Origin of the sequence: Undibacterium sp. Ji22W, assembly GCF_049340305.1 — a bacterium.
Lineage (GTDB): Bacteria > Pseudomonadota > Gammaproteobacteria > Burkholderiales > Burkholderiaceae_D > Undibacterium.
The window spans coordinates 960937-987751 of record NZ_JBMPOU010000001.1; the positions used below are offsets into that span (position 1 = coordinate 960937).

Consider the following 26815-nt stretch of genomic DNA (forward strand, 5'->3'; position numbering starts at 1 on the left):
TATACAAAATACTCTATTTACCTTGTTGATTATTTTGTTTGAGTCTTTAGAATTACGCCCCTTTCCCCTCTCCGTTGTATGGGGAAGGCTAGGATGGGGATTGGTCTATTTCGAGTAATAGATACTGTTTGTTTACTCAAATTAGACCTATTCCCACTCTAACCCTCCACTTGAACGGGAGGGGATGAAGTAGTTTGAAGAGTTTTTCATTCAAGCTACAACATAAGACTCGTCATTTTCTATCATCCACACGAAGTGGGAAAAAACGCATGAATCCCTTAGATCAAATCGTCAACCAAGCAATCGCTGATTTCACTGCTGCTCCAGATGCAGCAGCTCTAGAAAATGCGAAAGCCTTGTACCTAGGTAAGTCTGGGCAAATCACCGAGCAAATGAAAAGCTTGGGCAAGCTCCCGCCTGAAGAGCGCAAAGTTCAAGGGGCGGTCATTAACGTTGCCAAAGAAAAAATTGAAAATGCTTTAACGGCGCGTCGTGATGCATTAGCCAACGCGCAAATGGAAGCACGTTTAAATTCAGAAGCTATCGATGTAACTTTGCCTGGTCGCGGTCGCGGCATGGGCGGAATCCATCCGGTGATGCGCACTTGGCAACGTGTAGAGGAAATTTTCCGCTCGATTGGTTTTGATGTGGCAGATGGTCCGGAAATCGAAAACGACTGGACGAACTTCACTGCTTTGAATAGCCCGGAAAATCATCCTGCGCGTTCTATGCAAGATACTTTCTACGTAGAAGGTAACGATACATCCGGTAAGCCTTTACTCCTTCGCACGCATACTAGTCCTATGCAGGTGCGCTATGCACGCATGAACAAACCACCGATCAAAGTGATCGCGCCTGGTCGCACTTATCGCGTCGATAGTGATGCGACGCATTCGCCGATGTTTCATCAAGTCGAAGGCTTGTGGATTGCAGAAGATATCAGCTTCGCGGATCTCAAAGGTGTGTATCTGAATTTCGTCAAAGCTTTTTTTGAGACTGACGATTTGCAAGTACGTTTTCGCCCATCGTATTTCCCGTTTACAGAGCCATCGGCAGAGATTGATATTGCTTTCGGCAGCGGCCCTTTGAAGGGACGTTGGTTGGAGATTTCCGGCTCAGGCCAAGTGCATCCATCAGTGATCAAAAACATGGGTCTCGATCCTGAACAATACATCGGTTTTGCATTCGGCTCTGGTTTAGAGCGCTTGACGATGCTGCGTTATGGTGTCAGCGATTTGCGTCTGTTCTACGAAGGCGATCTGCGATTCTTAAAGCAGTTTAACTAATGGAAACATCTATAAATCCAATTCTCGCCCGCATATTTTTTGTCGCAAAGCCACGCAATATTGAATACTGAAGTATTGCTTCGTTTTGCGCCTCAATCTGCATCCCGATAATTGAATTTCTAGATGCTCCATTAGCAAAATTAAATTAGATTAAATTTCCGTACTGCAAAGTACACCATCAACATCACGGTTGAATTATGCAATTTTCTGAAAACTGGTTACGTACCATGGTTGATCCGAATATGACTTCGGATGAGTTATCTCATTTACTCACTATGGCCGGATTGGAAGTCGAAGAGGTGGAAGCTGTTGCGCCACCTTTTACTAATGTGTTTGTCGCTGAGATTCGCGAAATCGCCAAGCATCCGGATGCAGATCGACTGAATGTATGTCAGGTCGATGTCGGTACTGGCACGTTGCTGAATATCGTCTGTGGTGCGCCGAATGTCAGGGTTGGTATGAAAGTGCCGTGTGCAACGGCTGGTGCAGTGTTACCACCGGGAGCGGACGGTAAGCCTTTCCTGATTAAAGTCGGCAAGTTGCGTGGCGTTGAATCGCAGGGTATGTTGTGCTCAGCGCGTGAATTGAAGTTATCCGAAGATCACGGCGGTTTGATGGATTTGCCAGCTGATGCGCAAGTCGGTCAAAATTTCCGCGATTATTATCAGTTAAATGATTTGAAATTCACCATCAAGTTGACGCCAAACAAAGCCGACTGTTTATCCGTGCTCGGCGTCGCACGAGAAGTATCTGCATTGACGGGTACGCCTATGCATTTGCCAGAGGCGCATATTGTGCCAGTGGCTTTGACTGAAAAACTGCCAGTGAAAATCAGTGCGCCAGATTTGTGCGGCCGCTTTGTCGGTCGTGTGATTCGTGGTGTGAACGCGAAAGCGCCAACACCTGATTGGATGAAACAGCGTCTTGAACGCAGTGGTCAGCGTCCAATTTCTGCATTGGTCGATATTTCTAATTATGTAATGCTAGAAATGGGTCGCCCTAGTCATGTCTTTGATCTGGATAAAATCCACGGCGGCCTCGATGTCCGTTGGGGTAAAGCTGGTGAATCTTTAAAACTCTTAAATGGCAACACGGTTGCGGTTGATGAATGGGTTGGTGTGATTGCAGATCATCAAGAAATTGAATCTTTGGCTGGTATCATGGGCGGCGATTCAACTGCAGTTACATTAGATACAGAAAATATCTATTTAGAATCCGCTTTCTGGTGGCCGCAGGCAATTCAAGGTCGTGCCCGCAAATATAATTTCTCTACCGATGCAGCGCATCGCTACGAACGTGGTGTCGACTTCGAATCTATCGTTGAACATGTGGAACGCATCACCGCATTGATTGTAGAAATTTGTGGTGGCACCGAGCACGTCAAAGTCGGCCCTGTTGATGATCACGTGGTTAACTTACCGAAGCGCCTGCCAGTAAAATTGCGCACAGCGCGTGCTAATAAAGTGATTGGCGTAGATTTTACTGACGCGCAAATCGCTGACATCTTTACCCGTCTTGGTTTGCAATTCACGCAAGAACCTGGCTTGTTTTCAGTTACACCACCGTCCTATCGTTTCGATATCGAAATCGAAGAAGATTTGATCGAAGAAGTGGTACGCGTATATGGTTTTGAGAATATTCCATCCTTGCCGCCAGTCGCACCAAACGCGATGTTAATTGCACCGGAAAATACCCGCTCCGCATTTACTTTGCGTCGTCAAATTGCCGACTTAGATTATCAAGAAGTCGTTAATTACAGTTTCGTCGAAGAGATTTGGGAAAGAGATTTCTGTGGTAACGATAATCCTATCAAACTGCAAAATCCGATTGCCAGTCAAATGAGTGTCATGCGTACCAGCCTGATCGCAAGTTTGGTGGCAAACACACGTTACAACTTGAATCGCAAACTAAATCGTGTGCGTATTTTTGAATTGGCAGCGGTATATTTGCGCGACCAAGCTGTGACTGATGGGGCATTAACTATTGCCGGATACGATCAGCCTAAACGTTTGGCCGCGTTAGCCTATGGACCAGTTGCTGCAGAGCAGTGGGGACAAGCGACACGTAATGTTGATTTCTTTGATATGAAGTCAGACCTGGAAAATTTGTTTGCACCGAAAGTGCTGCGTTTCAATAAGGTTGATTATCCTGCTTTACATCCAGGACGTTCTGCGCAAGTTGAGTGCGATGGTAAAGTCATTGGCATGATTGGTGAGCTGCATCCACGATTACAACAGAAATATGACTTGCCATTAGCGCCTATCGTATTTGAAGTTGAGATCGCAGCACTGCAAGCAGTTAATTTACCTAGTCATCGTGACATTTCGAAGTTTCAAGCTGTTACGCGCGATTTAGCATTGGTTGTGAAACAAGCCGTTTCCACACAAGATTTGATCGACGTTTTCCGTGCGGAAATAAACAAAGCTGAATCTTGCAAAATCGTGCAAGACCTTGTTTTATTTGATGAATATCGTGGTAAAGGCTTAGAAAGCGATGAGAAAAGTCTTGCTTTCCGCTTTAGCTTGCAAGATACTCAGAATACACTACAGGATGACACTGTTGAACTGGCGATGACTGCTTTAGTGGCTGCAGCAACTGCTGGCGTTTCCGCAAGACTTCGTTAGACATGCTTATTTTTTGACGCCTTGATTGCCACTTATTTTTGGCACGTAGAGGCGTCAAAGCATTTAAACTAAGCTGAACATCTAGAACGGTTTGCGTTAACTGTAATTCAAACATTGTGCTGCACATGGGTCGTTCGCTATCTGCGGCTTTGCTGTTAAAAATAAAGCTCACCCGTATTGAAATTGCGCATGGTGAAAATTGGAAAATAATAGGTAAACAATGATGAATGATGTAACTTCTGCTGATCTTCATACCCTGTTGGACGAAGATTTGGAACGTGCTATGCGAGAAGCTCAAGCACGTTCTAAGGCAGAAAAAGATTTACCAACATTGACCAAGGCAGAGTTGGCCGAACTTTTATTTGAGCAAGTTGGGTTAAATAAACGTGAAGCAAAAGATATGGTTGAGACTTTTTTTGGCGAGATTCGTGATGCTTTGGAACGAGGTGCCGAGGTGAAACTTTCTGGTTTTGGTAATTTTCAGTTACGTGATAAGCCACAACGGCCAGGGCGCAATCCGAAAACAGGCGAAGAGATTCCTATTACGGCACGTCGTGTTGTGACTTTTCATGCCAGTCAAAAGTTAAAGGGTATGGTCGATGATTTACATTCCCCTAGCGAATTTAATGGCGCTAACGTAGCTTAATGTCTCTTATGAGTGATGCCGCCATGGAAAATTTAATACTGCCCCCGATACCAGCAAAGCGTTATTTCACTATCGGCGAAGTGAGTGATTTGTGTGGAGTGAAACCCCATGTATTGCGTTATTGGGAGCAGGAATTTGCGCAACTGAAACCTGTGAAACGTCGTGGCAACCGTCGTTATTACCAGCATCATGAAGTCTTGCTTATTCGTAGAATTCGAGAGTTACTTTATGAGCAGGGTTTTACGATTAATGGTGCCCGTAATAAATTGAATAATCAGCTAACGCAGCTCACACATGATGAGGTTAAAACTGAGTCAAATAATTCGATGCCGTTAAGCTTTGTGCAGATCCGTAGTGAATTGCGTGCTGTGTTACATTTATTGAAGCTCTAAGAGTGGATTTGTTTGACCGATTAATATTAAGAGTAATATCCGGCAAAAATATTAATCGGAAAAATTTGAGAAGATCAGTGGGGTATTCCTTTGGATCTTATTAGCTTATTTAGTGCTGAACGTACTGCCTGAATGAGTTCACTAGAAGAAATACCTAGTGGTCCTAAACCATCCGTTAGGCAGTCGTCCGCACCTTTTCCATGCAAATAGGCTGCGAGGCAGGCTGCATGCGTTACTCCTAATCCTTGCGCCAAAAAAGCTGCGCATATACCCGTCAAAATATCGCCAGTACCAGCAGTTGCTAGACTTGGGTTACCACTGCTATTGACCCAAATAAAATCAGCATCGGCGATGATACTTCCGGCTCCTTTGAGAATTACGCACACTTGCAAATCTTCCACTAGCTTTTTCGCGGCGCCACATCGATCCGCCTGTACAGCCAGCACCGTTGTTTGAAGTAAACGCGCCGCCTCTAAAGGGTGCGGGGTGATAATCGTGCGTAGGTTTTGTTGACTTCGGTGTCTGACCAAATCTTGTAACTGGCGGTGGCACGCAATCAGATTGAGCGCATCAGCATCAATCACTAAATCGGTACTCTCTTGTAATGCGCGTTGTAATTGGATTTTGGCGTCATCAGTCGTGCCAAGACCCGGACCTATCGCAACGACTGCAGAAATGAAGTCAGAGTCCTGCGCACTTCTGCACATCAGCTCTGGATGTAAATAATCTACAGCGTTAAATTTGTCGAGAAATCCTAGATGAACACGTCCGGCGCCGCAAAATAATGCAGCTCGACCAGCCAATAAAGGTGCCCCAGTCATTCCGTTATTTCCACCAACAACTAACACGTCACCATAAGTTCCCTTGTGGCTGTCATGTTCACGCTGGGGCATGCTGTCAGCGAATGTTTTGCTGGTCAATAGGTGTGCGTAGGCAGGTGGATAAATATTGTAATCTATACCTAATCCGTCAACGTGAACTTGTCCGGCAAAGTCTTTGCCTTGTGAGGTATGTAGGCCAATTTTATTGGCTATAAAGCTAATCGTATAGGTAGCGCGTAAAGCATTTTGTTGGCCGCCGAGGATCGTGCCGGTATCGGCGTCCAACCCGCTGGGTACATCCAATGCCAATATTGGTACTTGTTGATTATTATTGTTATTATTGATGTAGGCGATCAGCGTCGCAATCGTTCCATCGATGGGGCGACTGAGCCCAATTCCGAATAGTCCATCGATGATTAAGTCCCAATAACGGACAGCTAGAGTCTCTACTTCGGCTTGTAATGGCCATTTTAGTTTGCTATGTTTTGCACGCTGTAAGCTTTGCTTCGCTTCTTGAGAATAGTGCTGCTCTGTACCAAACAAAAGGACATGAACGTCAAATCCTTCTTCCGCTAACAAGTGAGCGACTTCTAACGCATCACCACCATTGTTGCCTGGACCTGCAAGCACCAATACTTTTTCACTTTTTTTGTGTAAAAGCTTGTTAGCCAAATTTGTGGCGGCTATTCCTGCTGCGCGCATCAAAGCCCCTATCGGCAAGTCTTTTTTTGCTATCGCTTCAATCGCTTGGATCTGTCGAGTTTGATACAAACCCAGCGGTGAGTTTTCAGGAGTTTGAAGAAAGATCTTTGATGATGGATGCATGCTGAGGAATATCCTTAGGGTTGCTTTACTGGATAGTGCGGAGGCGAACCTAACCCGTTAATAAGATCCAAACTTTGTTGAAACATATTTTCTAAGGGGAGCAGTAAATAAGGCAAGATTAAGCTAAGCATGAGAAAACCGACCGCGATGGTGATAGGAAAGCCAATACCAAATAAATTTAGTTGAGGCGCAGCGCGGGTTAAGATACCTAAGGCGATATTCGTAATCAGGAGTGCTGCCACCATAGGCATAGAAATCAGCATTCCAATTTTAAAAATTTCCTCTCCCCAAATTGCTATGCGTTGTACGCTAAAACCCATGTTTAAAGAAGTCGAAACAGGGATGCTTTTGAAACTGTTAATTAAGGCTTCAAACATCGCTAAATGCATATTGAGGCTAAGAAATATCAACGTCGTGATAATGACTAAAAACTGCGAGATTGCGGAGGATCGACCTTTTGTTTGGGGGTCAAAAAAAGTTGCAAACCCCAAGCCCATCGTTAAGCCAATGACTTCACCGGCCATTTCAACGCCTGCGAACATTAGCCTGACTACGAAGCCCATAGCTAGGCCAATGATTAATTGCTGCATAAGGACCGCAATTCCAGTGATGGAGATTAAATCAACTTGTTTTAGTTCAGGAATGCTCGGAGCGACTATTAACGCTAGAAACACGCCAAGAGTCAGTTTTACTTGCACAGGAACGCCATTATTCCCGATGGGCGGTGCAATTGAAATGAAACCAAGGATTCGGGTTAACGGCCAGAGAAATGAGGCGATTAACGCGATCAATTCGTTGCTATTAATTGAAACCATAATCTTAAATTAGCCATTCATAAAGGCAATGCTGGTAAATACCTCACGCATGTAATCACCAAGGACGCCTAACATCCAAGGACCGGCAACGATTAATGTTACAAATATTCCGACTAATTTAGGGATAAATGACAAGGTTGTTTCGTTAATCTGTGTCGCTGCTTGAAAAATGCTGACGATTAAGCCCACGCCAAGCGCCACAAGTAACAATGGTGCAGCAACCATCAAAGTCACCTCCATTGCGTGACGGCCCATCGTCATGACACTGTCTGGATTCATTTTTATCCTCTGATTCCGCTAATAAAAACTTCGTGCTAATGAGCCGATTAATAATTGCCAGCCATCGACCAAGACAAATAACATTAGCTTAAAGGGAAGTGAGACAATCGATGGCGACACCATCATCATACCCATCGCCATCAAAACACTGGCGACTACCATATCGATAATTAAGAATGGGATAAAAATCGCAAAGCTGATTTGAAATGCCGTTTTCAATTCACTGGTAATAAATGCGGGAATTAAGACACGCAGTGGAATATCCTCTGGTCCTTGCAACGCCGGCGTGTTAGATAATTTCACATAAAGCGCAATATCTGACTCTCGTGTTTGTTTCAGCATAAAGCCCTTCAATGGCTCCACACCTTTTTCCATCGCCTTTTGCATGGTGATTTTATTTTCAGAAAAAGGCAGATAAGCATCTTCATAAATTTTGTCAAATGCTGGGCCCATCACAAACAAAGTGAGGAATAAGGCTAAACCGACCAAAACCTGGTTTGGTGGAGCGGATTGTGTTCCTAGTGCCTGACGAAGTAGCGACAAAACGATGATGATGCGAGTAAAACTGGTCATCATCAGTAGAACTGCTGGGATAAATGCCAGTGAAGTTAAAAAGATCAGCGTCTGAATACTGAGGGAATAATTTTGCCCGCCACCGGAAGCAGGTGAACTATTAATCGCTGGCAATCCACCGCTTTGCGCTAAGGCCAATTGGGAAAGGCCAGTTAATAGCAATATTGTTGCGAAGGGCAGGGATGAGCTAAGAGTCTTGCGCACGTTTTTCATAAATACTTTAATTTTTTGGTGAATTGCGCTTTTCTATGGTCTTCTTGAGCAAGTCGGAAAAAGGTGCTGCTAATGGATTGCTGTGTGGTTCAAAGGCAGGTAATTCTTGTTTTGGCATAGTCGCTAGTGTGTTTATTTGTTGCGAAGTAACGCCTAAAACCAACCATTGATCCGCCACTTCTATCACCATGACACGCTCACGATTCCCGATGCTGATACCGCCGATGATGTTCACTGGTAATTTGTTGGTGTTGTTGATTGGTCCGACACGTTTCAATACCCATGCCAACAACAGCATCACAGCGATAACGGCTGTCAGCGCCAAGAAAATTTGTAAGAGACCAGTACTGGCAGAAACCGTGTTTGATTGTGCAAGTGCCTCTTTTGAAAATAACAGGCTAACTAGTAGTAAAAATAATTTACCCATTATTTATTCAATTTACGTATACGTTCAGCAGGCGTAACAATATCGGTCAAACGGATACCAAATTTGTCGTTCACCACCACCACTTCACCTTGAGCGATCAAGCAGCCATTGACTAACACATCCATAGGCTCGCCTGCCAGTCCATCAAGCTCCACCACGGAACCTTGAGCCAATTGCAGCAGATTTTTAATGGCGATTTTAGTGCGGCCTAGTTCTACAGTAAGTTGAACTGGGATATCGAGAATAAAGTCGATATCGTTGTGCGTTTGTGGCGGTGGGCTTTTGCCAAATTCTTGAAACATGCTCGCACCAGATTGGACCGCAGGTGGCGCAGCAGCTCTTGCCGCTGCTTCAGCATCGGCTTTTTCTTGTTCGGCAATCGCTGCACCCCAATCGTCTTCACTGATCGGGTTGTCGTTATTGTCATCCATTGTTTTCTCCATGTAGCGACTCATGCGCTATTTCATTGACACTTGACCCAAGCATTTTGTCGACACGTAATGCATATTGTCCATTAAACACACCGTATTTACAGTCCATTACTGGCGTACCATCTACTTTCGCAGAGACGATTTCAGGTACGGAAATTGGAATGATATCGCCAACTTTCATATTTAAAATATCGCCCAATGTCATTTTGGTAGTGCCCAGATCCGCGACAATTTCCACTTCGGCGATTTGAATTTGTTGCGTCATTAAACGCACCCAACGCTTATCGATTTCCAAGGTTTCGCCTTGCAAACTACTCGTCAATAAATCACGAATTGGTTCTATCATTGAATAGGGCATACACATGTGCATTTCACCACTCACGGGGCCAAGTTCGATCGTAAATGTAGTCGACACTACGACTTCATTTGGTGTGGCGATATTTGCAAATTGCGTATTCATTTCCGAGCGAATATATTCAAACTGAACCGGATAAACAGGCTCCCAAGATTTGGCATAGGTCTCGTATATTATTTCTAAAATTCTTTGAATAATTCTTTGTTCGGTTTGCGTGAAGTCACGTCCTTCAACTCGCGTATGAAAACGGCCATCGCCACCAAATAAATTATCGACCAATAAAAACACCAAACCAGGATCTAACACGATTAATGAAGTTCCTCGCAGCGGCTTCATATGGGTCAAATTCAAATTGGTCGGCACCACCAAGTTACGGATAAATTCGCTATATTTTGAAACTTTGACGGTGCCGACAGAAACTTCAGCACTGCGACGTAAAAAGTTGAACAAACCAATACGCAGTAACCGTGCAAAACGTTCATTGATAATTTCCAGCGTTGGCATACGCCCACGAACGATACGTTCTTGAGTCGCCAAGTTATAAGGGCGGACCCCCGAGGTATCTTCTAGCGACTCAGAGTCATCCTGATCGCCTGTGACTCCCTTTAAAAGGGCATCGACTTCTTCCTGTGATAGAAAATTATCAGACACGATATCTATTGAACTACAAACGAAGTGAAGAAAACACCACTAACCTTCTGTGGATCGGCTTTTGGATTAAATGGTAAGTTAACCTGCGTGGTGATTTCTTGAATCAAAGTGTCCTTACCCTCTGGGGTTAATAGTCCCTCAGCACTCTTGCTAGACAATAGCATGATTAAGCGACTCTTTACTTGAGGTAGGTTTGCTTTGATTAAAGTTGATTGCGCTTCGTCAGGTACCTGTAAAGTCATTTGAACCTGTAGATACTTTTCGCCGAATTCAGACTGCAAGTTAACTACAAACGGTTCTAATGGCAAAAATACTGGCGCCTTGGCTTCTTCTTTATGTTCTTTTTCAGGTGCCTTTTTCTTAGACAGGAAATAGGCAGCGCCTCCGCCAATGCCGGCAAGCAGAACCACTGCTGCGGCAATAATTACCAGCAGTTTTCTTTTAGATTTTCCAGTATTAGAGGCATTCGCTGGGTTTTCTGGAGCTTTAGACATATTGATTTTTCACCGATGTTAAGTGTTTGTCTGATTGGAAGAAATTATGCAGCATTTTGTATTCATCCTATCTTCTAAAAAGAGAGGAGTTTATCGCCTAACTCTCGTGATAAGTCAGATGCGCGTATAAATAAATCTGAATTCCTTGGTAAGTTTCCTATCACTGATTAAATCGCACGCGACTTCTGCGCAAGACTGATCAGTAGATACGATAAAGTTTCATTAGGGGAATTCTTTTGCATATTTAATTATAGTATCGTTTTTAAGAAATCATGCCCGAATGAAAGGTGTGTGACTAAAATCAATGATTTTCATCACACATTCACAACAAGAATTAGAACGCGGCGACTGAATTAGGCGAAAGTATCGACTATGCCTGAATCGCGGCTGTTATTTGTAAGGGGCGCTGGATTTGTCGAATTCATGTTTTGTTCGTCCGAGCCCGCCCTGATTTCGCGTAGTTGACTTCCGCTGTTATGCTGAAATCTTTCACCGCTAAATGGGTTACCTGACTGCGCAGTTTCGGCACTCACTGAAAAACCAGATAAGGAAATTCCTGCGTTATCCATCATTTCTCTCAATTTTGGCGCAGCAGCTTCGATCGCCTCACGTACGTCCAAATGTGATGAGACAAAACTAGCGTCGACAAAATTGTCACTAATGCTCAACACTACCTGCAATGGACCCAAATCCGGTGGGTTTAAAGTAAGTTGCGCACTTTGCTCTCCGCCAGCAACCATCCATACGATTTTTTGTCCCAGAGCCTGATCCCAGCCCTTGTTGGCAACACGTGGGCTGATGTGCTCGGAAATCGCCGTGGTGTTTACGATTTCAGAGGGAGCAGCGGGTACGGGTGTCCCTGTTACTTGCTCAGTACGATCTATGTTGAGTGTTTGTTCATTATGTGACTCCACTTTCAGCGACTTGAGAATGTCTAATCGCTCTTGTGTCAGTTGTGTGCTGAGTTCCTTGGCAAATTGACCCTTGTCAAGTTGAATGCTGGATGATATTTCTTGCGCATTTTGTGCGACCTCTTCAGACTTGTGTAGGTTTTCGGGAGCCGTTAATTCATGCATTTCGGTAGTAGGCAAATCATTTTTTCGTGGTAAATCTTCACTTACCGGCAATCCTTGTGCGAGGGGCGCACTGTTGATACGCATGTCTCCATTGCGATTCTTTTCTTGACCAAGCCTATCTGATTTAGGTATTGATGGCATTGAATTAGATTGCGGCGGCATCTGACTTTGTTGCGTATTCACAGCGAACATGTTGTTGAGATTTTTTGACGCTGTAATTTGTTCCGAGGCCGGATCAGTGAGATCTGGTGATGTTAAATTTGCTTGGTTTTTGAGGCTCAGGTCTTGTGAAGTCGAATTAGCAGGAGCTGATTTGAGTGGTGCTGGTGAAAGTAGATTAACGGCAGGATCTTGTGTAGTGTTGGCAAGATTTGGGGCCAATTGCCCCAGATGACTTTTAGTTTCCGAGATCGCAGGGAGAATAGGAATCAGATCGGATTCGTTAAGCCCCGAATTGTTGGTGGAATTGGAAATTGGTAAGGAATTATTTGAATTTATTGTCGAAACTTGAGTCCCTGCAGAATGAGAGAGGCGGGCATCGATCGGACGGGTGGATACCTCCTTGCTTACTAAGGAAGAAGTGGGTACTTGTTGTACTTTTAGCGCGGTATTTTCTTGAGGGCTAATCGCTATTGACGGCGTTTGTTGAAGCGAGACTTTAGTCTCTGCAGAATTAGAGAGGCGGGCATCGATTGGACGAGTTGATGCCTCCATACTTGTTAAGGCAGCGGCGTTCGTCTGTTGTACCGTTAGCGCGGAATTTTCTTGACGATTGACTGTGTTTGACAACGATTGTTGATTTACTTTTTGTGAATTCAATGATTTAGCCAGTTGTTTGTCAATTCCTATTTCCGGCTGATTCGGTGGGGACTGGATCGCGGATGGCGTCTCGCGATTTTCTTGTGAACTTGGCTGTGTCTGTAATCGCACGTCACTGAACTTGACCACTTCTGTTGTTTGCGCTGGTGAGGAAATGTCTCGCTGCGCGTTGATCGCATTGCTCTGCGAGCTCATAGACGAATTTGACGGATTTATCTCATCTATCAATGGCGCATCGCCATTGATATCAGCGGCGTTGAGGCCATTGCTATTGACATTGTTGTTTTGTTCGACATCGTTCATAGAAGAAGACGTGACATCATTTCCTACCGCAAGCGTGATACTGGTAATGTCTGTATTGTTTCTGTCAGACGCGATGTCATTATTGGCCGCTTGTGCGAGGGCTGAGACATTGCTGACAAATGCAAGCATTGAACCCGGATCGCTTAAGTTTCCGGTGGTATGTTCTGCTTGATCAGCAACTTCTTCCTTGTTTGTATCCTTGATTTCAGCATCGTCTTCATGTTCGGTAGGCTTGATCTGCGTGGTGCTAGGCGTTGGGTTAGACTTAACATTAGGTGCGGGATTATATTTAGACTGTTCAACACTGGTCTTTTTGGATTTGTTCACTACCTCGTTCTTCAATACTTGATTAAAGTTATTGCTACTCGTCTTTAGCTCAACAGGTAACGCTGTATTTTTTGTAGAGGAAAAAATCGGAAGAGCTTGCTGAATAGTTTGAGAACTGGGCATGATGTCACCTGCGTAATGTAAATGTCGCAAACTTTCTGCGATTTATTTTTTGTAAAACAATGTGCGACCTGCACGTTCATCTGTTTGTTTTTGATCTCGTTTATTTTCTTTTTTAGTTTCAGCCGCGGCGTTTCTATCGATCAGCGTTTTATAAGATAAACGTTTTTTTTCACATTCTTGCCAGGTCTTTTTTGCCATGTCGATTTTATATTCGGCATCTGCGACGATCTTTTTTTGACCTTCAATTGCCAGATCTAATTTATTGATGAATCCTTGAAAATTAGTGAATTGGGTGACATTTAGACCTCGTTGTGCATTGGCTTGAAATCGATCCACGTAGTCGTTGCGATATTGAAGTAATAAGCTTAATTGTGCGTTCGCATCTTCGCGCGCCTTGATGCACTTCCCTAAATTCTTTGCTGCCGTCTCAACGTCGTTTACCGCTAATCCGATCAAAGTATGTAACGCTGAACTTGCCATGATGTTTTCGGTTGACTTCTATTTTACGGAGAAAGATTTTATTTTAAGCGTCGAATAGAGCCGAAAGTGCGGCTAAGCTCTCGGTTATAGATGATTTTTCGTTGATTTCTTGTTGTAAAAAAGCCTGTATTTCGGAATATCTTCGAATCGCCTCATCCAAGACTGGGTCAGAACCCGCTGAGTAAGCGCCGACGTTGATTAAATCTCGACTACGTTCATAGCGGGAGTAGAGTTGTTTTAATTTACGGGATAGCCGTTGATGTTCCGGAGATGTAATGCCATGCATGGCACGGCTAATTGACTGTTCAATATCAATAGCCGGATAGTGTCCGCTTTCAGCCAATGTCCGGTTCAAGACAATATGACCGTCTAAAATTGCACGGGCCGCGTCCGCGATAGGGTCTTGCTGATCATCCCCTTCAGTCAGCACCGTGTAGAAAGCGGTGATGGAGCCGCCGCCGAGGCGTCCATTTCCAGCACGTTCAACCAAAATTGGTAATTTCGCAAAAACTGATGGTGGATAACCTTTCGTCGCCGGGGGTTCGCCAATCGCCAATGCAATTTCACGTTGTGCCATTGCATAACGGGTAAGTGAGTCCATAATCAACAAGACATTTTTGTCTTGATCGCGAAAATATTCTGCAATCGTGGTTGCATAGGCAGCGCCTTGCATGCGCATTAATGGAGGTGCATCAGCTGGGGCGGCTACAACAACTGCACGTGCCAGGCCAGCTTCACCCAAAATTTCTTCAATAAATTCTTTAACTTCACGGCCCCGTTCACCTATCAGTCCAACGACGATGACATCGGCGGTGGTATAGCGCGCCATCATACCGAGCAATACACTTTTACCCACGCCAGAGCCTGCAAATAATCCAAGACGCTGTCCACGACCTACCGTCAACATACTATTGATCGCCCGTACCCCGACATCTAATTTTTCTTTGATTGGTGCACGTGACAGTGGATTATAAATGCGAGCGCCAAGTGGAGCACTGGCCTTACTATTAAGCGGTCCCAGCGAGTCTAAGGGGCGGCCATTGGCATCTAACACACGTCCAAGTAACTCGGGGCCTACTGGTAAGTGTTTTGTACGGTCAGCATTGCGCCGATGCGGTAAATCGCTACCGGCATAAACTGGGGTCGTCACAGGAAATACTGCAGCACCGGGAATGACGCCATCTAAATCGCTTTGTGGCATAAGAAATAAGCGATCTCCATCAAATCCGACGACTTCTGCTTCAATTTTGACGTTGTTTTGCAAGTGAATAATGCAACCACTCCCAACTGGAAGTTTGATGCCAACGGCTTCCATCACTAAGCCCGTTACCTTGACGATGCGTCCGGAGATATTTTCGCTCTGCGTATGTTGAAGCGTCTTTGCGCTTTTGGCAAATTGATCTTTCCAATGCTGAGGCGAGAGCGTGTCGTTCATATTGCTTGGTTATCAGACGGTCTGTTTAATAACGCCTCGGTCAGTCGCGCCCAACGAGTTTCGTACGTTGCGTCGATCAGGTTTTGGGCGGTCTCTATGCGACATCCGCCGCGGGTGAGGTGAGCATCTTGATTTAAGCGCCATCCGTCTTTCTCTAGTGTTTCGCCCATTACACTTCTGATGATTTGTAAATCGTCGGGGTGCAAAAAAATCTGCGCAGGTTGATGGATCACTGGGAGCATTTCAATCGATTCCTTCACAATATCAACGATCGCCTCGGAGTGATGTTCAAACTGATGTTTGGTCATCGCGTTTGCGAGATCGACAGCCAAGGAAATAAGATCTTGACCGATGTCATTGTGCGCTTGCTCTAACTGATGTTTGAAATTATTCTTTAATTTGACCAGTGTTTCTAACGACTCACTTAGTTGAGTTTGCATTTCGAGTGTGCCAGCTTGTTGGCCTTCGTGGTAGCCAAGTGCATATGCTTCTTTGTACGCAGTTGTGTAGGCTTCATTGCGCGCTTGTTCTTTGATGGACTCAAGTTCTGCCAGGCTCACTTTGGCCGCCTGCGCTACCCGTTCAATTTGTGCGGGACGTGCATCCCCAAACGAGGTCATTTCCCAACGTTGGAAGGCTGTTTGTTGCTCTTTTGGTAGAGCGCTAGACATAGGAATCCTCGCCTTTTGCACCTAACATGATCTGACCTTCATCTGCCAGGCGACGAACAATCAATAGAATTTGTTTTTGTTGCGCCTCAACTTCGGACAAGCGAACTGGACCTTTAGATTCAAGATCTTCGCGCATCATTTCAGCCGCGCGCTGTGACATATTTTTGAAAATCTTTTCGCGCATATCGGCATTCGCACCTTTGAGTGCGATGATTAATGAATCCGATTGTACTTCTCGTAGCAACAGTTGAATGCCGCGATCATCGATTTCGAGAATGTTGTCAAATACAAACATTTCATCCATGATTTTTTCTGCCATATCACCGTCATATTTGCGCAGGTTTTCCATAATCGAGGCTTCGTTTTCGCCACTCATAAAGTTAAGAATTTCTGCAGCAGCACGAACGCCACCAATCGATTTTTTCTTCAGGCTTTCATTGCCCGTCAGCAACTTGGTCAATACATCATTCAATTCACGTAGGGCCGTTGGTTGAATCCCATCTAAAGTTGCGATGCGCAAAACGGCATCATTACGTAATCGTTCACTGAAATGATTTAAGATTTCGCTGGCCTGGTCACTTTCTAAATGGACTAGAATCGTGGCGATAATTTGCGGATGCTCGTTCTTAATGAGCTCGGCAACTGACGCAGAGTCCATCCACTTCAGGCTTTCAATTCCGCTCGCGTCTTTACCACCTAGTATTCGATTAAGTAGGGACGACGCTTTGTCGTCGCCCAGTGCTTTAGTCAAAACATTACGAATATACTCATCTGAATCCAGCCCAACCGATGAACTAAGATCCGCCTCTGACTTAAAATCTTCTAAAACTTTGGCAATAGTTTCATGCGGAATCGCACCGATCGCCGCCATTGCCGCACCGATTTTTTGCACCTCGCGTGGACCGAGATGTTTCATTACCTCAGCAGCGCCATCCTCACCAAGCGCGAGCATTAATGTTGCTGCTTTTTGTATGCCGTCTTCACTCATTGCTTACCCAAGATTTGATTACATTCGCGACAATTTTAGGATCACTAGCGGCCAGTTGTTTTGCCATATCCATATTTGTTTCGTAGCTCGAATGTTGATGTTTATGTTGTGCGTCCGCTTCGCTCTTAATATTGACGATCGCAGCTTCTTCCTCTTCCGCTTTTTGTTTTTCCTCTTCTTCCTCTTCTTTACGCAGACGCTCTTTTTCTTTTTTCACTGATGCAGCATCTTTACCTGTCAATTTATTCAAAGTTGGCTTTAAGTAGCCAAAGAACAGATACAGTAACAATAAACCACCAACGATATATTTTCCAACTTCTTTTACGGTTTGCAGAATATCCGCTTGCTTCCATATCGGAATGTCTTCCGCACTGACTTTTTCTGGGGCTGCGAATGGGCTATTCACTACATTTAAAGTGTCGCCACGTTCTTTACTAAAACCCATAGCTTCTCGGGCCAGATCGGTAATTTGTGTTTTCTCAATTTCTGTTAACGGACGAGTAATGGTTTTGCCAGATTTGTCGATCTCAGTTTTATAGTTGACAACCACTGCGACTGAGAGGCGTTTTAATCCACCCATGGCTTGTTGTGTGTAACGGATGGTCTTATCGACCTCAAAATTCACGGTAGAGTCTTTTTGTGTAATTCCAGTTGCTGCTGTGCTTGTAGTAGGTGTTGCGTTCGCATTTGCAGCACCAGAAATGGGCGCTGTCGCAGGGGCGGGAGGCTGATTGCTTAAAGCACCAGGAACTCCTGAAGCGGCGGTAGGCTTACCATAACTTTCACTACTTTGTTGGCTACGAATGGAGCTGGCTTCCGGCGGAGAATTCGGGCGATAACTTTCAGCAGCCTGCTCACTACGAGAGAAATCGATATCAGCGCTGGCTTCTGCGCGGACGTTTTGCAAGCCAACGATCGGCGAGATAATAGATTCAACTTTTCTCACTACACTTTGTTGAAATTCTTGTACATACTTCAATTGCGATGGATCTAAATTATTGTTCGCTACTTGTTTGCTTGGATCTGACAATAAATTTCCATTTTGATCAACAACGGTCACATTTTTTGCAGATAATTCGGGAATACTGCTGGCCACGAGATGTACGATGGCACTGACCTGCTGCTGATCTAAGACTCGGCTCGGGTAGAGATTGAGTAGGACAGATGCGGTTGGTTTTTGTTGCTCCCGTATGAATACGGATGCTTTTGGAATGGCCAGATGCACGCGTGCAGTTTGTACTGCGGAAACTGCTTGAATCGAGCGTGCTAATTCACCCTCAAGTGCGCGTTGAAAATTGACCTGCTCTAAAAATTGAGAAATACCGAGTTTTTGATTTTCCATCAGTTCAAAGCCAACATTACCACCTTTTGGTAAGCCTTGTGCCGCTAATTTCAAACGTACGTCGTGAACCTGATCTGCAGGAACTAAAATTGCACTACCACCCTCAGAATATTTGTAAGGAATATTCAGTTGTTGAAGTGATGCGACAATCGCGCCACCATCTCGATCATTGAAATTGGAAAATAACACGCGGTAGTCAGGTGCCTGACTCCACATCCAAATTCCAACCATGACCGCGACGGTAATTGCGGCGCCGACTGACAAAATAATGGTACGCACGCCAGGAGTCTGCGGTATACCAAAAAGTTCTGGCACAGGTGGCGTTAGCGTAGTGTCATTTGCTGTTGCCATGTGCACTCCCGGTAGATAGCGTTTTAAATTCTAGTTGCAGCATGATGATTCCCGTGAAGGTTTTTTCCTTGATACAGATTGTGAGGCTTGTTCACTAATTTAAAGGGGAGAAAAACGGTGATTTCACCCGTCTTATTCAAAATAAGCTTTTTTTTTTCGATGATAAGCTTCATGCATCTGAATAAGTGGAGAGTGCAAGTGAATATCGGAGGCATAGACAAGAGCCGGATCGATGCGATGGTAGCGCAGCTAAAGGCAGCCGCGACGAAAATGGAAGCAGGTGCCGGTGAGGTGTCACGGTCTGGAGCCGCGACGACGCCTAAGTTGGATTTTGCAGACGCACTGAAATCATCCTTAGATCAAGTCAACGCAGCGCAACTTTCCTCACAGCAGATGGGGCAGAAATTTGCAATGGGGGATGATAGTGTCAGCATGTCTGACATGATGATCTCTATGCAGAAAGCGAGCATATCATTTCAAACCACAGTACAAGTTCGGAACAAGTTGGTGAGCGCCTATCACGATATTATGAATATGCAAATTTAAGCGCCACAGAATTACTTCGACTTAGATCAAAAAAATCTTATCTGTACTAGCTAATGCCAGTGATTTTGGCATTGCGTTCACGTTCTAAATTCATAATGTAACGCTGTACGTTTGCCAGAGTTCGGCTAGACAGATTCACAAATTCACAGCCAATCCGGCGCGTTGTTCTGCCATTTAATAACGTCAAGTCTTGTGAGTTGCGAATTTCAAGTAGGCTCTCAATCGCATCAATCCCCGGCAAGTTAATCTGGCAGTCCGCATAGCGTGAACCAACCGTAATATTTAATAAGCGGTGATCATCTAGTAAGGCAATTCCACCACAGCTGATGTCAACGAGTGAAAATCGAGCGGTCTGTGCGATTGATTCAATTTCAATTGGAATTAAGCACTTGATCGGGTGAGATACGGGAGTGTTTATCCGATAGTTTTCACGTCGTTGCAGGCGGATCAAAGTAGCCGGAATCGGCATTTGCAGGGCGGGTCGACGCTCAAATGTCGTCCTCTGCAATCTGGATGACGAGAATTGAATGCTGATTCTGTCGAGCAAACCATCAAAAAAAACCTGAGACGCCTCTACAATCCTTTGATTGGCTTCGTTATTAGGGGCACTATCAATGATCACAGTGTTATTGGTGTCATCAACATCAAGTATTGACGTAATAAATGCTTCAGAACCATTATTGATGTACATACTAATTAATTGATTTTTTTCTTTGAAGCCACGCAACAAAGCGATGATTTCTCTTCTAGATTCAACTTGGTATGGGCTTTGGTTTTCGGTTCCTAATGATGGGAATGTGGCTTGCATAGAGCTTCTTATCTTTTGATTATTGTAATGGTGGTTGTGGCGGCGGTTTGGATGCGCTTAGCTCGTTCTCAATATGGTATAGCCAAGCGAGTAGTTCTGCAACCACTCGATACAGCGCAGGCGGGATGTTGTCATCTAAATCGACTTTCATCAACAAACTAACCAACTCTTGCGACTGATGGATAAAGACGCCGTGCTCATTAGCGCGTGCAATGATCTCTTCTGCCACTAGCCCTTTTCCTTTGGCGACAATTTTGGGCGCCTTATCTTCTTGTCCATAGCTTAGAGCAACAGCACTTCTAATAGGTTGGTCAGATTTGCTCATGATGCCGTGCCGTGATGGACTGAATCGTTGTTCCGGTACTCTCTACAGCATCTTTTAGCGTTCCAAAATGCGCTCGTAGAATAGGTATTGCAGCGAGATTTTCTCCTTGCATATCGAGTTGAAATTTTCCAGAATCTAAATTGATTTGTACCGCGACTATCCCGAGATTGGGCAGCTCAACCCGCAAATAACTATGCCAGCGCTGACTATCTACCGAGTTTTGAGCGAGAGGTGAGTGGGAGTCTGGTGGCGACTCTTCTATAGTCCATTGCATCGGTATTTCGGTGGCAAGCTGTCCAGACCAACTGAGTTTTTGGTGTTCTAGAACATCTAATTGCTGATGAATTATTTGTGCCAAATTTGTATGCTGTTGATTCTCGCTATCTGTAAGGAGGGAGTTTTCTAAATTCAACGCTATTTGTGCTTGTGGTTCGTTTTGTAGTTGATCTTTAGTTTTCTTGCCGATAACCCAATCTACGACATGCGATTCATAAAATAGACCGCTGTTGCTGATGTTTTGACGTAATTGTGTTTCTAAGTGCCGTGCCAACTGTGTTCCCGAGGGCAAGGGAGAGATCTCAGTCAGTAATGGTGTTTTCCCCGAAATGCTTAATTCCTTCGCTGATTGGCTAGTTTCCTGGAGTAATTTATTGATCAACTGACCTGCTGTACTAAGTTCTGTCTTTGAACTGACATTTTCTGGAGCGACAAATTGATTGGAAATAGCGTCAATGATTGGTTTTTTTGTATCGTAAAAATTTGAGACCGTATCCAACTGCGACATCGATGGCGCTTCTGATTTGGCTATATTGGTTTGCGATGTAGAGTTTTTGTTTGCTTGAGCAGTTGATGACTTCTGAAGGTCTACACCTAAGTCTGGTGAGGTTTGCAGATAACTGTCTTGACCTATTTCTTTAGCGTGACGCAGCGTTAAACTGTTGGCTTGAGGCGCTTTTTCATTGTTAAGTAACGCGACTTGATGCTGTCCATTGAGTAAAAAAACAGGCCGGGGTGTCAAGTGTAAAAGTGTGAGCGAGAGCTTGGCACCGATTTGCGTTTCAGTCGGGAGTGCCAAGCGCATTGGCGTACCATTAACATTTGCGACGAAACTGCCGTCCCCCAATTTCGCTAACACTTCGCCTTGGATCTGTTTTCCTATGCCATTTTGAAAGAGTTTCTGTATCGCATCTTGTTTGATCGCCTCAATTGGCTTGATGCTAGTGGGACCTTCAACACCAGTTGTAATAATAAGGTTTGGATCTAAACGTGGGAAATTAATGGACATTCACTATCCAATTTGATTGGCACCATAGCTTTGAGAAAGTTTTCGACTTGTACTGGAACTCTTCATGAGATTGGCAAGATTTTGCATCCATGGCTCGGTGATGTCACGAATGGCACGATCGTCTGCAAGAATCTGTTTAATGATCATGATTTTCTTTGTCTTCAATTCTATAGGTAATTCAGTCGGTCCTTCAAATTCTTTCAAGGTACTGATTTGACCACTGCAATTGTCTTCTAATTGACTTAATAATTCCCAGTCATTAGCTCTTGCCGCTAGCAGCATATCTGCAGTAATCTGCGCGACTTTTTCATACACATTAATCAATTCAAAACTATTCATGGTTTATGCCTTAAAAAAAGTTGCGCGACGTGGAGCGAGCGGATCAGCAGGCGGTGGTGGGACTTCTGCATTGATTTGATTATTGTTTGGAGCAATTGCTTCCCACGAAAATTTCAGATCACGCAGTAAATTTTGTACTTCGACTAATCCTTCTGGCTGGTTACTCATATTGGCTTGCAATAGGCGATTGCTCATGTATTCATACAAGGCATCCAAACTTTCTGCAATTTCACCGCCTGCCTTTTTATCCAGACTAGCACGCAGACCATTTTCAATAATAGCGATAGCTTTTGAAATGGAATGGCCTTTTGCTGGGATGTCGCTATTTTTCATGTGCTGAACTGCGTTGTTTAATGCAACTATTGCACCGTCGTAAAGCATCACTATCAGCTTATGTGGGCTGGCAGAGATAACGCCCGTTTCGATGCCAACTTTTGCGTATGCATTTGCGCCATGTGAGTTAGAAGATCCAAACATAAAAATCCTTTTTATTTACTGCTGCTGCCAGTTAATGCGGAAAGTTGCTGCGTCAGAAATGCACTCGTGTTATTTAACCCGCTTATGATTCTATCTAACGCGGTAAATTGAGCTCGGTAACGTGCCTCAGTATCAATCAGCCGGCTATTGAGCACTTCCCTTTGTTTTCCGATGTCTTTTATAGAGCGGTTGACGCCGTCAGTGGTGCTGGCAATACTGCCGCCGCTTCCCGTAATAGTCCCGAATAGACTATTCAATTGACTTGCGTAACCTTTAGAAAAGTGAACTGTGCCTCGATCTCCAGTCGAGCCGCCCGCAACGATAACTTTCAAACCATCCGCCGCAGAACCCGCATTACCAGTTAAAAACTGTCCCGCTCCTGTCGCAGCAACGCCATTAAAAGTTCCGGTAACGTTTGTTCCAGGTGCACCGCTAAAAATCGTTCCCGTTAGCGTTGATATGCCAGTTCCAGTACCATTGGCCAGAGTAACATTTGATGTACTGCCATAGCTATTTGAAGTCAACTTTAGAAAACCGCCGCCAGTCGTAGAGGCAGCAATTTTTATGCCCGCGCTTGTGAAAGCGCTGTTGCCGTTAATTGAGGTTTGCAATAACGTCGTTAGTTGGCTAGCGGTATAAGTGCCAGCCGCAAGTGATACGGCAGCGCTAGTGCCGTCCACCGTGACATTGATGCTGGTGCTCGGATCGATAGTAGTGCTGCCTGCTGTCAGATCTAAATCGCCGGTCAGACTTCCCTGAGTGGCTAATGCCGACACATTTAGAGCATAACTACCTTGTGCTGTTGTCGTGCTGGATGTGCTGTAACTGACCAAGCTATCCGTCGCTTTGCCTATCGTAGCGAATAGGCCACTGATTTCTTTGAAATTGGAATTTACTGCTGCTTGTAATTTAGTCGAATCAACACTTAATGTGCCATCTTTTTGAAAGCTAATGCCTATCGATGATAGTGTCGTAATACTTCCACCTAAACCATTGACCGCAGAAGACAAGGCATTTCTTACTTGGGACTGCGCACCACGAGCGGCAGCATCACCAGTCAAGGCACCACCTTTTTTTGTGGATGAATCGTAACCGGTCAGCGACTTAAAAGTCGCTTGGAGGTCGTTATAACCTTTAACAAAGGTGTTTATAGAATTTAATACGCCGGATGTATTATTGTTTAATGCAAGTGTCGTGCTTCCGACTTTTGAAAGTGTTATCGGTACACCTTGTATAGCATCATTAACCGTATTTGACGCACTGGTAATATTAATGCCATTGATCGACAAGTTCGCATTCTGCCCAGTCGTCGTTTCAGTTAGATTTTGTGTACCGGCCGGGTTGTACGTTAGTAATGACTGCAATGTGGCATCGCCGCTCACATCAATTTTTAAACTAGAGGTCAAACCAGTTTTATTCGAACTTAGAACCAAGTGATACGGCGTGGCAGAACCATCACCAACGATCGATGCACTGACGCCTGCGCCAGCAGAATTGATGGCATCACGAATACCTTGCAAAGAATTGTTTGCGCTGTTAATGGTGATAGTACCAATTGCTTGATTCGCATCCTGTACGAAACTGGCTCCAGTATAAACACCATTGCTTGAGGTTCCGCCGCTGATGGTGCCAAACTGAAATGAGATTGTCGTCGAAGCTCCTGAACCGATAGTATCTGTGGTGCTGACTTGACCCGCGCTCGAAATGGTTTGTGCTTTCGCCAGTTGAGTAACGTTGACGTTGTAATTGCCTGCAGTTGCAACACTGGTCGTGCTTGCACTTAATATAGAGGCATCTCCGACATTCGCAGTCAGATTTTGAAAAGCAGCGGTACTATTTAATCCAACAAAACTACTTTGAAATGAGCTAAGTGCTCCATTTAAAGATCCGTAGGCCGTTAGTTTCGCAAGATAACTCGCTTCTTTTTTTGCTAGGGTCGTTAATGGCTGACTCTCTATCTGCATCAACTTAGTGATGAGACTATTCACATCTAAGTTAGAGCCAACTCCGGTTGATTGTATGCCCACCACGTTCCCCTTTTGTAAGTATCGTTACTATACAAGTTAACGGCAAAAGCAAATCAGACTTTAGAGGGACATTTACCTATCTATTTTCGCCTTGCAATACTGGCCGCGTAGCTAGCAATGTGCATGGTCAAAGGTAAGCGGAGCAGCTCAAGCTTCTTGTTTAATTAGTAGTCCCTGCAATTTATCGAGTGATTTAGCTATCTCTAGCGCTTCCTGAGTAGGAATTTGTCGCAAAACTTCTTTTGTCTGTTGATCGACAACTTTGACGATGACCTCATTCGCGTCATTATCAACAGTAAATTCAAGATTTTGGTTTGTCGACTGTATGATCTTATTAATATCGCTTACTGCTTTGTTGATTTCACTTGCAGTAGGTGATTTCGCCGCTTGAGTCACTGCAGTCGATGTTTCTGCTGCAGTCGCGTTCTGAGTGTTAGCGATAGCGGTGGAAGGAGGGGGCGGAAGTTTTTCTGTGATCAGTGATCCTGACGGCGAATTTCTGCCTATCGATTGAATGTCCATGATCTTTTCCTTTAAGTAAAATTCCCCCGACCAAAGAACTTGGGCAGGGGACAGTCTACATCAATGAATAATGTGATGCTCTACATTATTGTTTAACCTCTTAACAGAGCCAACACGCCTTGCGGTAACGCATTTGCCTGAGCCAAGATCGCTGTACCTGCTTGTTGCAATACTTGACCACGTGTCAGTGTTGCTGTTTCAGAAGCGAAGTCTGCGTCACGGATACGGCTACGTGAAGCTGTCAAGTTTTCAGAGGTTGTTTGCAAGCTCGAAACCGCCGATGAGAAACGGTTTTGGTAAGCACCTAAAGAAGCTCGAGACGTATTGATTGATTGCAATGCGGCATCGATGGTGGTCAACGCTGCGGTCGCCCCCGCTGCTGTACCCAGGTTCAGTGAGGACACACCTGCGCCAACTGTCACTGTTGCTGAAGTGAAGCCGCCAGTCAAATTGGCTGCTGTCAAACCAGTGCCTGTACCATTTGCCAAAGTCACACCAGCTGAGCTACTTGAGGATAGGCTCAAAGTGGAGGTTGAAACATCTGTTGCACCGGTGGCAGATACAGTAATACCTGTATTCGCCGCAGCGGCAGCAGCATTGGTGCTTGCTGTTACTGTGATGTTGCGGCCATCAGTTGCAGCCAGTGCAACCGCACCAGTTGTAGTGTTGAATGTCGCTGTAACACCAGTTTGTGTACTAATTGCATTGACTGCTGCTGCGACCTGAGCACCGCGTTGTGCTCCAGATGTAGATGCATTCAAAGCGCCTAAGTTCACACCGTTGATAGTAAGGTCGCCTGATGCAATTGCTGTTGCACTAGTTGAAGCTGTACCTGCTACAGTAGTTGAACCAACAGTGGCTGTTACGCCTGTGCTACCACTAATCGCATTAATCGCAGCAGCTTTTGAGATACCACTACCAGTAGAATTAGAGAAGGAAACACCGTCTGCAGCTGATGCGCCAACTTGGAAACCATTAATAGAGAGTTCGCCAGCGGCTAAGGCTGTCGTAGTGACTGCGCCTGCGCCTGCTACTGTTGTCGCATAACTAGACGATGCACCAACACCTAAAGCAGAGGATTTTGCACTGGCGATCGAAGCGATGCTAATTTGATCATTAGCTGTGCCGTCTGCACCAACTTGGAAAGTTTGTGCAGAGAAAGAACCATCCAGAAGATTAACGCCGTTGAAGTTAGTATTGCTAGCAACGCGGTTAATTTCAGAAATCAACTGTGAAGCTTCATTGTTCAACGCTGCACGGTCAGTAACACTATTAGATGCATTGGCAGACTGAACAGCCAAGTCACGAATACGTTGTAAGTTAGAGCCAATTTGAGTTAAAGCGCCCTCAGCCGTTTGAGCGAGAGAGATACCGTCATTAGCATTACGAGCAGCTTGATTCAAACCACCGATTTGTGACGTCAAACGCTCAGAGATTGCCAAACCTGCTGCATCGTCTTTTGCGCTATTAATACGCAAGCCAGAAGACAAGCGTTGCAAGGATGTGTTCAATGAACTTTGGGATGTCGATAAATTGCGTTGTGCATTTAAAGACGCGATGTTGGTATTGATATATGAAGCCATGATGGTTCTCCTAACTTGGTTAATTCGACTCGACGTTTAGCTTGAACTTCGGTCTGTCTTGTTGACCATTGCACCGTCGTTGAAACAGGTAACGGGCGGGAAATAAAAAAATTGAGGAAATTGCTCAAAATAAATATTAATTTTTGTGCTTAAGTT

The 26815-nt window shown here is 44.7% G+C and carries 27 protein-coding genes; 5 read left to right on the forward strand and 22 right to left on the reverse strand.

The genetic code is table 11. The features are described from left to right. Window positions 1–269 precede the first annotated feature (269 nt). The 4 genes from pheS to ACO0KW_RS03995 all read left to right on the forward strand — a co-directional run bounded on the left by pheS (window position 270) and on the right by ACO0KW_RS03995 (window position 4948). Window positions 270–1286, forward strand: coding sequence for a phenylalanine--tRNA ligase subunit alpha (pheS, locus tag ACO0KW_RS03980; RefSeq protein ID WP_423050860.1), 1017 nt, complete (start codon window positions 270–272; stop codon window positions 1284–1286). 197 nt (window positions 1287–1483) lie between these two features. Further along, complete coding sequence (gene pheT, locus ACO0KW_RS03985) at window positions 1484–3910, forward strand: phenylalanine--tRNA ligase subunit beta (protein WP_423050862.1); 2427 nt, start codon at window positions 1484–1486, stop codon at window positions 3908–3910. A gap of 223 nt (window positions 3911–4133) precedes the next feature. After that, window positions 4134–4556, forward strand: a complete 423-nt coding sequence (locus ACO0KW_RS03990) for an integration host factor subunit alpha (RefSeq protein ID WP_423051959.1) — start codon at window positions 4134–4136, stop codon at window positions 4554–4556. Between the two features lie 23 nt (window positions 4557–4579). Then, on the forward strand, window positions 4580–4948 hold the full coding sequence (locus ACO0KW_RS03995) for a MerR family transcriptional regulator (protein ID WP_423050864.1): 369 nt from the start codon (window positions 4580–4582) through the stop codon (window positions 4946–4948). A gap of 74 nt (window positions 4949–5022) precedes the next feature. Here the strand turns inward: ACO0KW_RS03995 and ACO0KW_RS04000 are convergent, their stop codons facing one another. From ACO0KW_RS04000 to fliF, 14 genes are all read right to left on the reverse strand, one after another. Further along, the gene (locus ACO0KW_RS04000; RefSeq protein WP_423050866.1) at window positions 5023–6594 is read right to left on the reverse strand and encodes an NAD(P)H-hydrate dehydratase; all 1572 of its coding nucleotides are present in this window, start codon (window positions 6592–6594) and stop codon (window positions 5023–5025) included. Window positions 6595–6608: 14 nt separating this feature from the next. Beyond that, the gene (gene fliR / locus ACO0KW_RS04005; protein ID WP_423050869.1) at window positions 6609–7409 is read right to left on the reverse strand and encodes a flagellar biosynthetic protein FliR; all 801 of its coding nucleotides are present in this window, start codon (window positions 7407–7409) and stop codon (window positions 6609–6611) included. Window positions 7410–7418: 9 nt separating this feature from the next. After that, window positions 7419–7688 carry a flagellar biosynthesis protein FliQ gene (fliQ, locus tag ACO0KW_RS04010; RefSeq protein ID WP_186940269.1) on the reverse strand — a complete coding sequence of 90 codons (270 nt, stop codon included), beginning with the start codon at window positions 7686–7688 and terminating at the stop codon, window positions 7419–7421. A gap of 18 nt (window positions 7689–7706) precedes the next feature. Continuing rightward, window positions 7707–8474: a flagellar type III secretion system pore protein FliP gene (gene fliP / locus ACO0KW_RS04015; protein ID WP_423050873.1), complete on the reverse strand. Its 768-nt coding sequence runs from the start codon at window positions 8472–8474 to the stop codon at window positions 7707–7709. Between the two features lie 7 nt (window positions 8475–8481). Next, window positions 8482–8901, reverse strand: a complete 420-nt coding sequence (gene fliO / locus ACO0KW_RS04020) for a flagellar biosynthetic protein FliO (RefSeq protein WP_423050876.1) — start codon at window positions 8899–8901, stop codon at window positions 8482–8484. Next, on the reverse strand, window positions 8901–9332 hold the full coding sequence (fliN, locus tag ACO0KW_RS04025; RefSeq protein ID WP_423050878.1) for a flagellar motor switch protein FliN: 432 nt from the start codon (window positions 9330–9332) through the stop codon (window positions 8901–8903). Before fliN ends, fliO begins: the two co-directional genes overlap by 1 nt. After that, window positions 9325–10338, reverse strand: a complete 1014-nt coding sequence (fliM, locus tag ACO0KW_RS04030) for a flagellar motor switch protein FliM (RefSeq protein ID WP_423050880.1) — start codon at window positions 10336–10338, stop codon at window positions 9325–9327. Before fliM ends, fliN begins: the two co-directional genes overlap by 8 nt. A 5-nt stretch (window positions 10339–10343) precedes the next feature. After that, a complete protein-coding gene (fliL, locus tag ACO0KW_RS04035; protein ID WP_423050882.1) occupies window positions 10344–10832 on the reverse strand; it encodes a flagellar basal body-associated protein FliL in 489 nt (162 codons plus the stop codon). Between the two features lie 353 nt (window positions 10833–11185). After that, entirely contained in the window at window positions 11186–13480 is a 2295-nt protein-coding gene (locus tag ACO0KW_RS04040) for a flagellar hook-length control protein FliK (RefSeq protein ID WP_423050884.1), read from the reverse strand. 42 nt (window positions 13481–13522) lie between these two features. After that, the gene (gene fliJ / locus ACO0KW_RS04045) at window positions 13523–13960 is read right to left on the reverse strand and encodes a flagellar export protein FliJ (RefSeq protein WP_423050886.1); all 438 of its coding nucleotides are present in this window, start codon (window positions 13958–13960) and stop codon (window positions 13523–13525) included. Window positions 13961–14003: 43 nt separating this feature from the next. Next, complete coding sequence (gene fliI, locus ACO0KW_RS04050) at window positions 14004–15395, reverse strand: flagellar protein export ATPase FliI (protein WP_423050888.1); 1392 nt, start codon at window positions 15393–15395, stop codon at window positions 14004–14006. Then, complete coding sequence (locus ACO0KW_RS04055) at window positions 15392–16066, reverse strand: flagellar assembly protein FliH (protein WP_423050890.1); 675 nt, start codon at window positions 16064–16066, stop codon at window positions 15392–15394. Before ACO0KW_RS04055 ends, fliI begins: the two co-directional genes overlap by 4 nt. After that, window positions 16059–17054, reverse strand: a complete 996-nt coding sequence (gene fliG, locus ACO0KW_RS04060) for a flagellar motor switch protein FliG (protein WP_423050892.1) — start codon at window positions 17052–17054, stop codon at window positions 16059–16061. Before fliG ends, ACO0KW_RS04055 begins: the two co-directional genes overlap by 8 nt. Next, window positions 17047–18747 carry a flagellar basal-body MS-ring/collar protein FliF gene (gene fliF, locus ACO0KW_RS04065; RefSeq protein ID WP_423050894.1) on the reverse strand — a complete coding sequence of 567 codons (1701 nt, stop codon included), beginning with the start codon at window positions 18745–18747 and terminating at the stop codon, window positions 17047–17049. Before fliF ends, fliG begins: the two co-directional genes overlap by 8 nt. A gap of 171 nt (window positions 18748–18918) precedes the next feature. Between fliF and fliE the strand changes: the two genes are divergently transcribed. Further along, window positions 18919–19293, forward strand: a complete 375-nt coding sequence (gene fliE, locus ACO0KW_RS04070; RefSeq protein ID WP_423050896.1) for a flagellar hook-basal body complex protein FliE — start codon at window positions 18919–18921, stop codon at window positions 19291–19293. 46 nt (window positions 19294–19339) lie between these two features. On the opposite strand, the gene ACO0KW_RS04075 is transcribed toward fliE, so the two are convergent. The 8 genes from ACO0KW_RS04075 to ACO0KW_RS04110 all read right to left on the reverse strand — a co-directional run bounded on the left by ACO0KW_RS04075 (window position 19340) and on the right by ACO0KW_RS04110 (window position 26659). Beyond that, entirely contained in the window at window positions 19340–20101 is a 762-nt protein-coding gene (locus ACO0KW_RS04075; RefSeq protein WP_423050898.1) for a flagellar brake protein, read from the reverse strand. A 19-nt stretch (window positions 20102–20120) separates the two neighbouring features. Further along, window positions 20121–20426 (reverse strand): EscU/YscU/HrcU family type III secretion system export apparatus switch protein, encoded by a 306-nt coding sequence (locus tag ACO0KW_RS04080; protein WP_423050900.1) that lies wholly within the window; start codon window positions 20424–20426, stop codon window positions 20121–20123. Continuing rightward, window positions 20413–21711: a flagellar hook-length control protein FliK gene (locus ACO0KW_RS04085; protein WP_423050902.1), complete on the reverse strand. Its 1299-nt coding sequence runs from the start codon at window positions 21709–21711 to the stop codon at window positions 20413–20415. The genes ACO0KW_RS04080 and ACO0KW_RS04085 overlap by 14 nt, the downstream gene beginning before the upstream one ends. 3 nt (window positions 21712–21714) lie before the next feature. After that, window positions 21715–22050: a flagellar protein FliT gene (locus ACO0KW_RS04090; protein WP_423050904.1), complete on the reverse strand. Its 336-nt coding sequence runs from the start codon at window positions 22048–22050 to the stop codon at window positions 21715–21717. A gap of 3 nt (window positions 22051–22053) precedes the next feature. Then, window positions 22054–22527, reverse strand: a complete 474-nt coding sequence (fliS, locus tag ACO0KW_RS04095; RefSeq protein WP_423050906.1) for a flagellar export chaperone FliS — start codon at window positions 22525–22527, stop codon at window positions 22054–22056. Window positions 22528–22538: 11 nt separating this feature from the next. Beyond that, window positions 22539–24554 carry a flagellar filament capping protein FliD gene (gene fliD / locus ACO0KW_RS04100; protein ID WP_423050908.1) on the reverse strand — a complete coding sequence of 672 codons (2016 nt, stop codon included), beginning with the start codon at window positions 24552–24554 and terminating at the stop codon, window positions 22539–22541. A 147-nt stretch (window positions 24555–24701) separates the two neighbouring features. Next, window positions 24702–25076 (reverse strand): flagellar protein FlaG, encoded by a 375-nt coding sequence (locus ACO0KW_RS04105; protein ID WP_423050910.1) that lies wholly within the window; start codon window positions 25074–25076, stop codon window positions 24702–24704. A gap of 92 nt (window positions 25077–25168) precedes the next feature. Further along, window positions 25169–26659, reverse strand: coding sequence for a flagellin (locus ACO0KW_RS04110; protein WP_423050912.1), 1491 nt, complete (start codon window positions 26657–26659; stop codon window positions 25169–25171). Window positions 26660–26815: the final 156 nt, after the last annotated feature.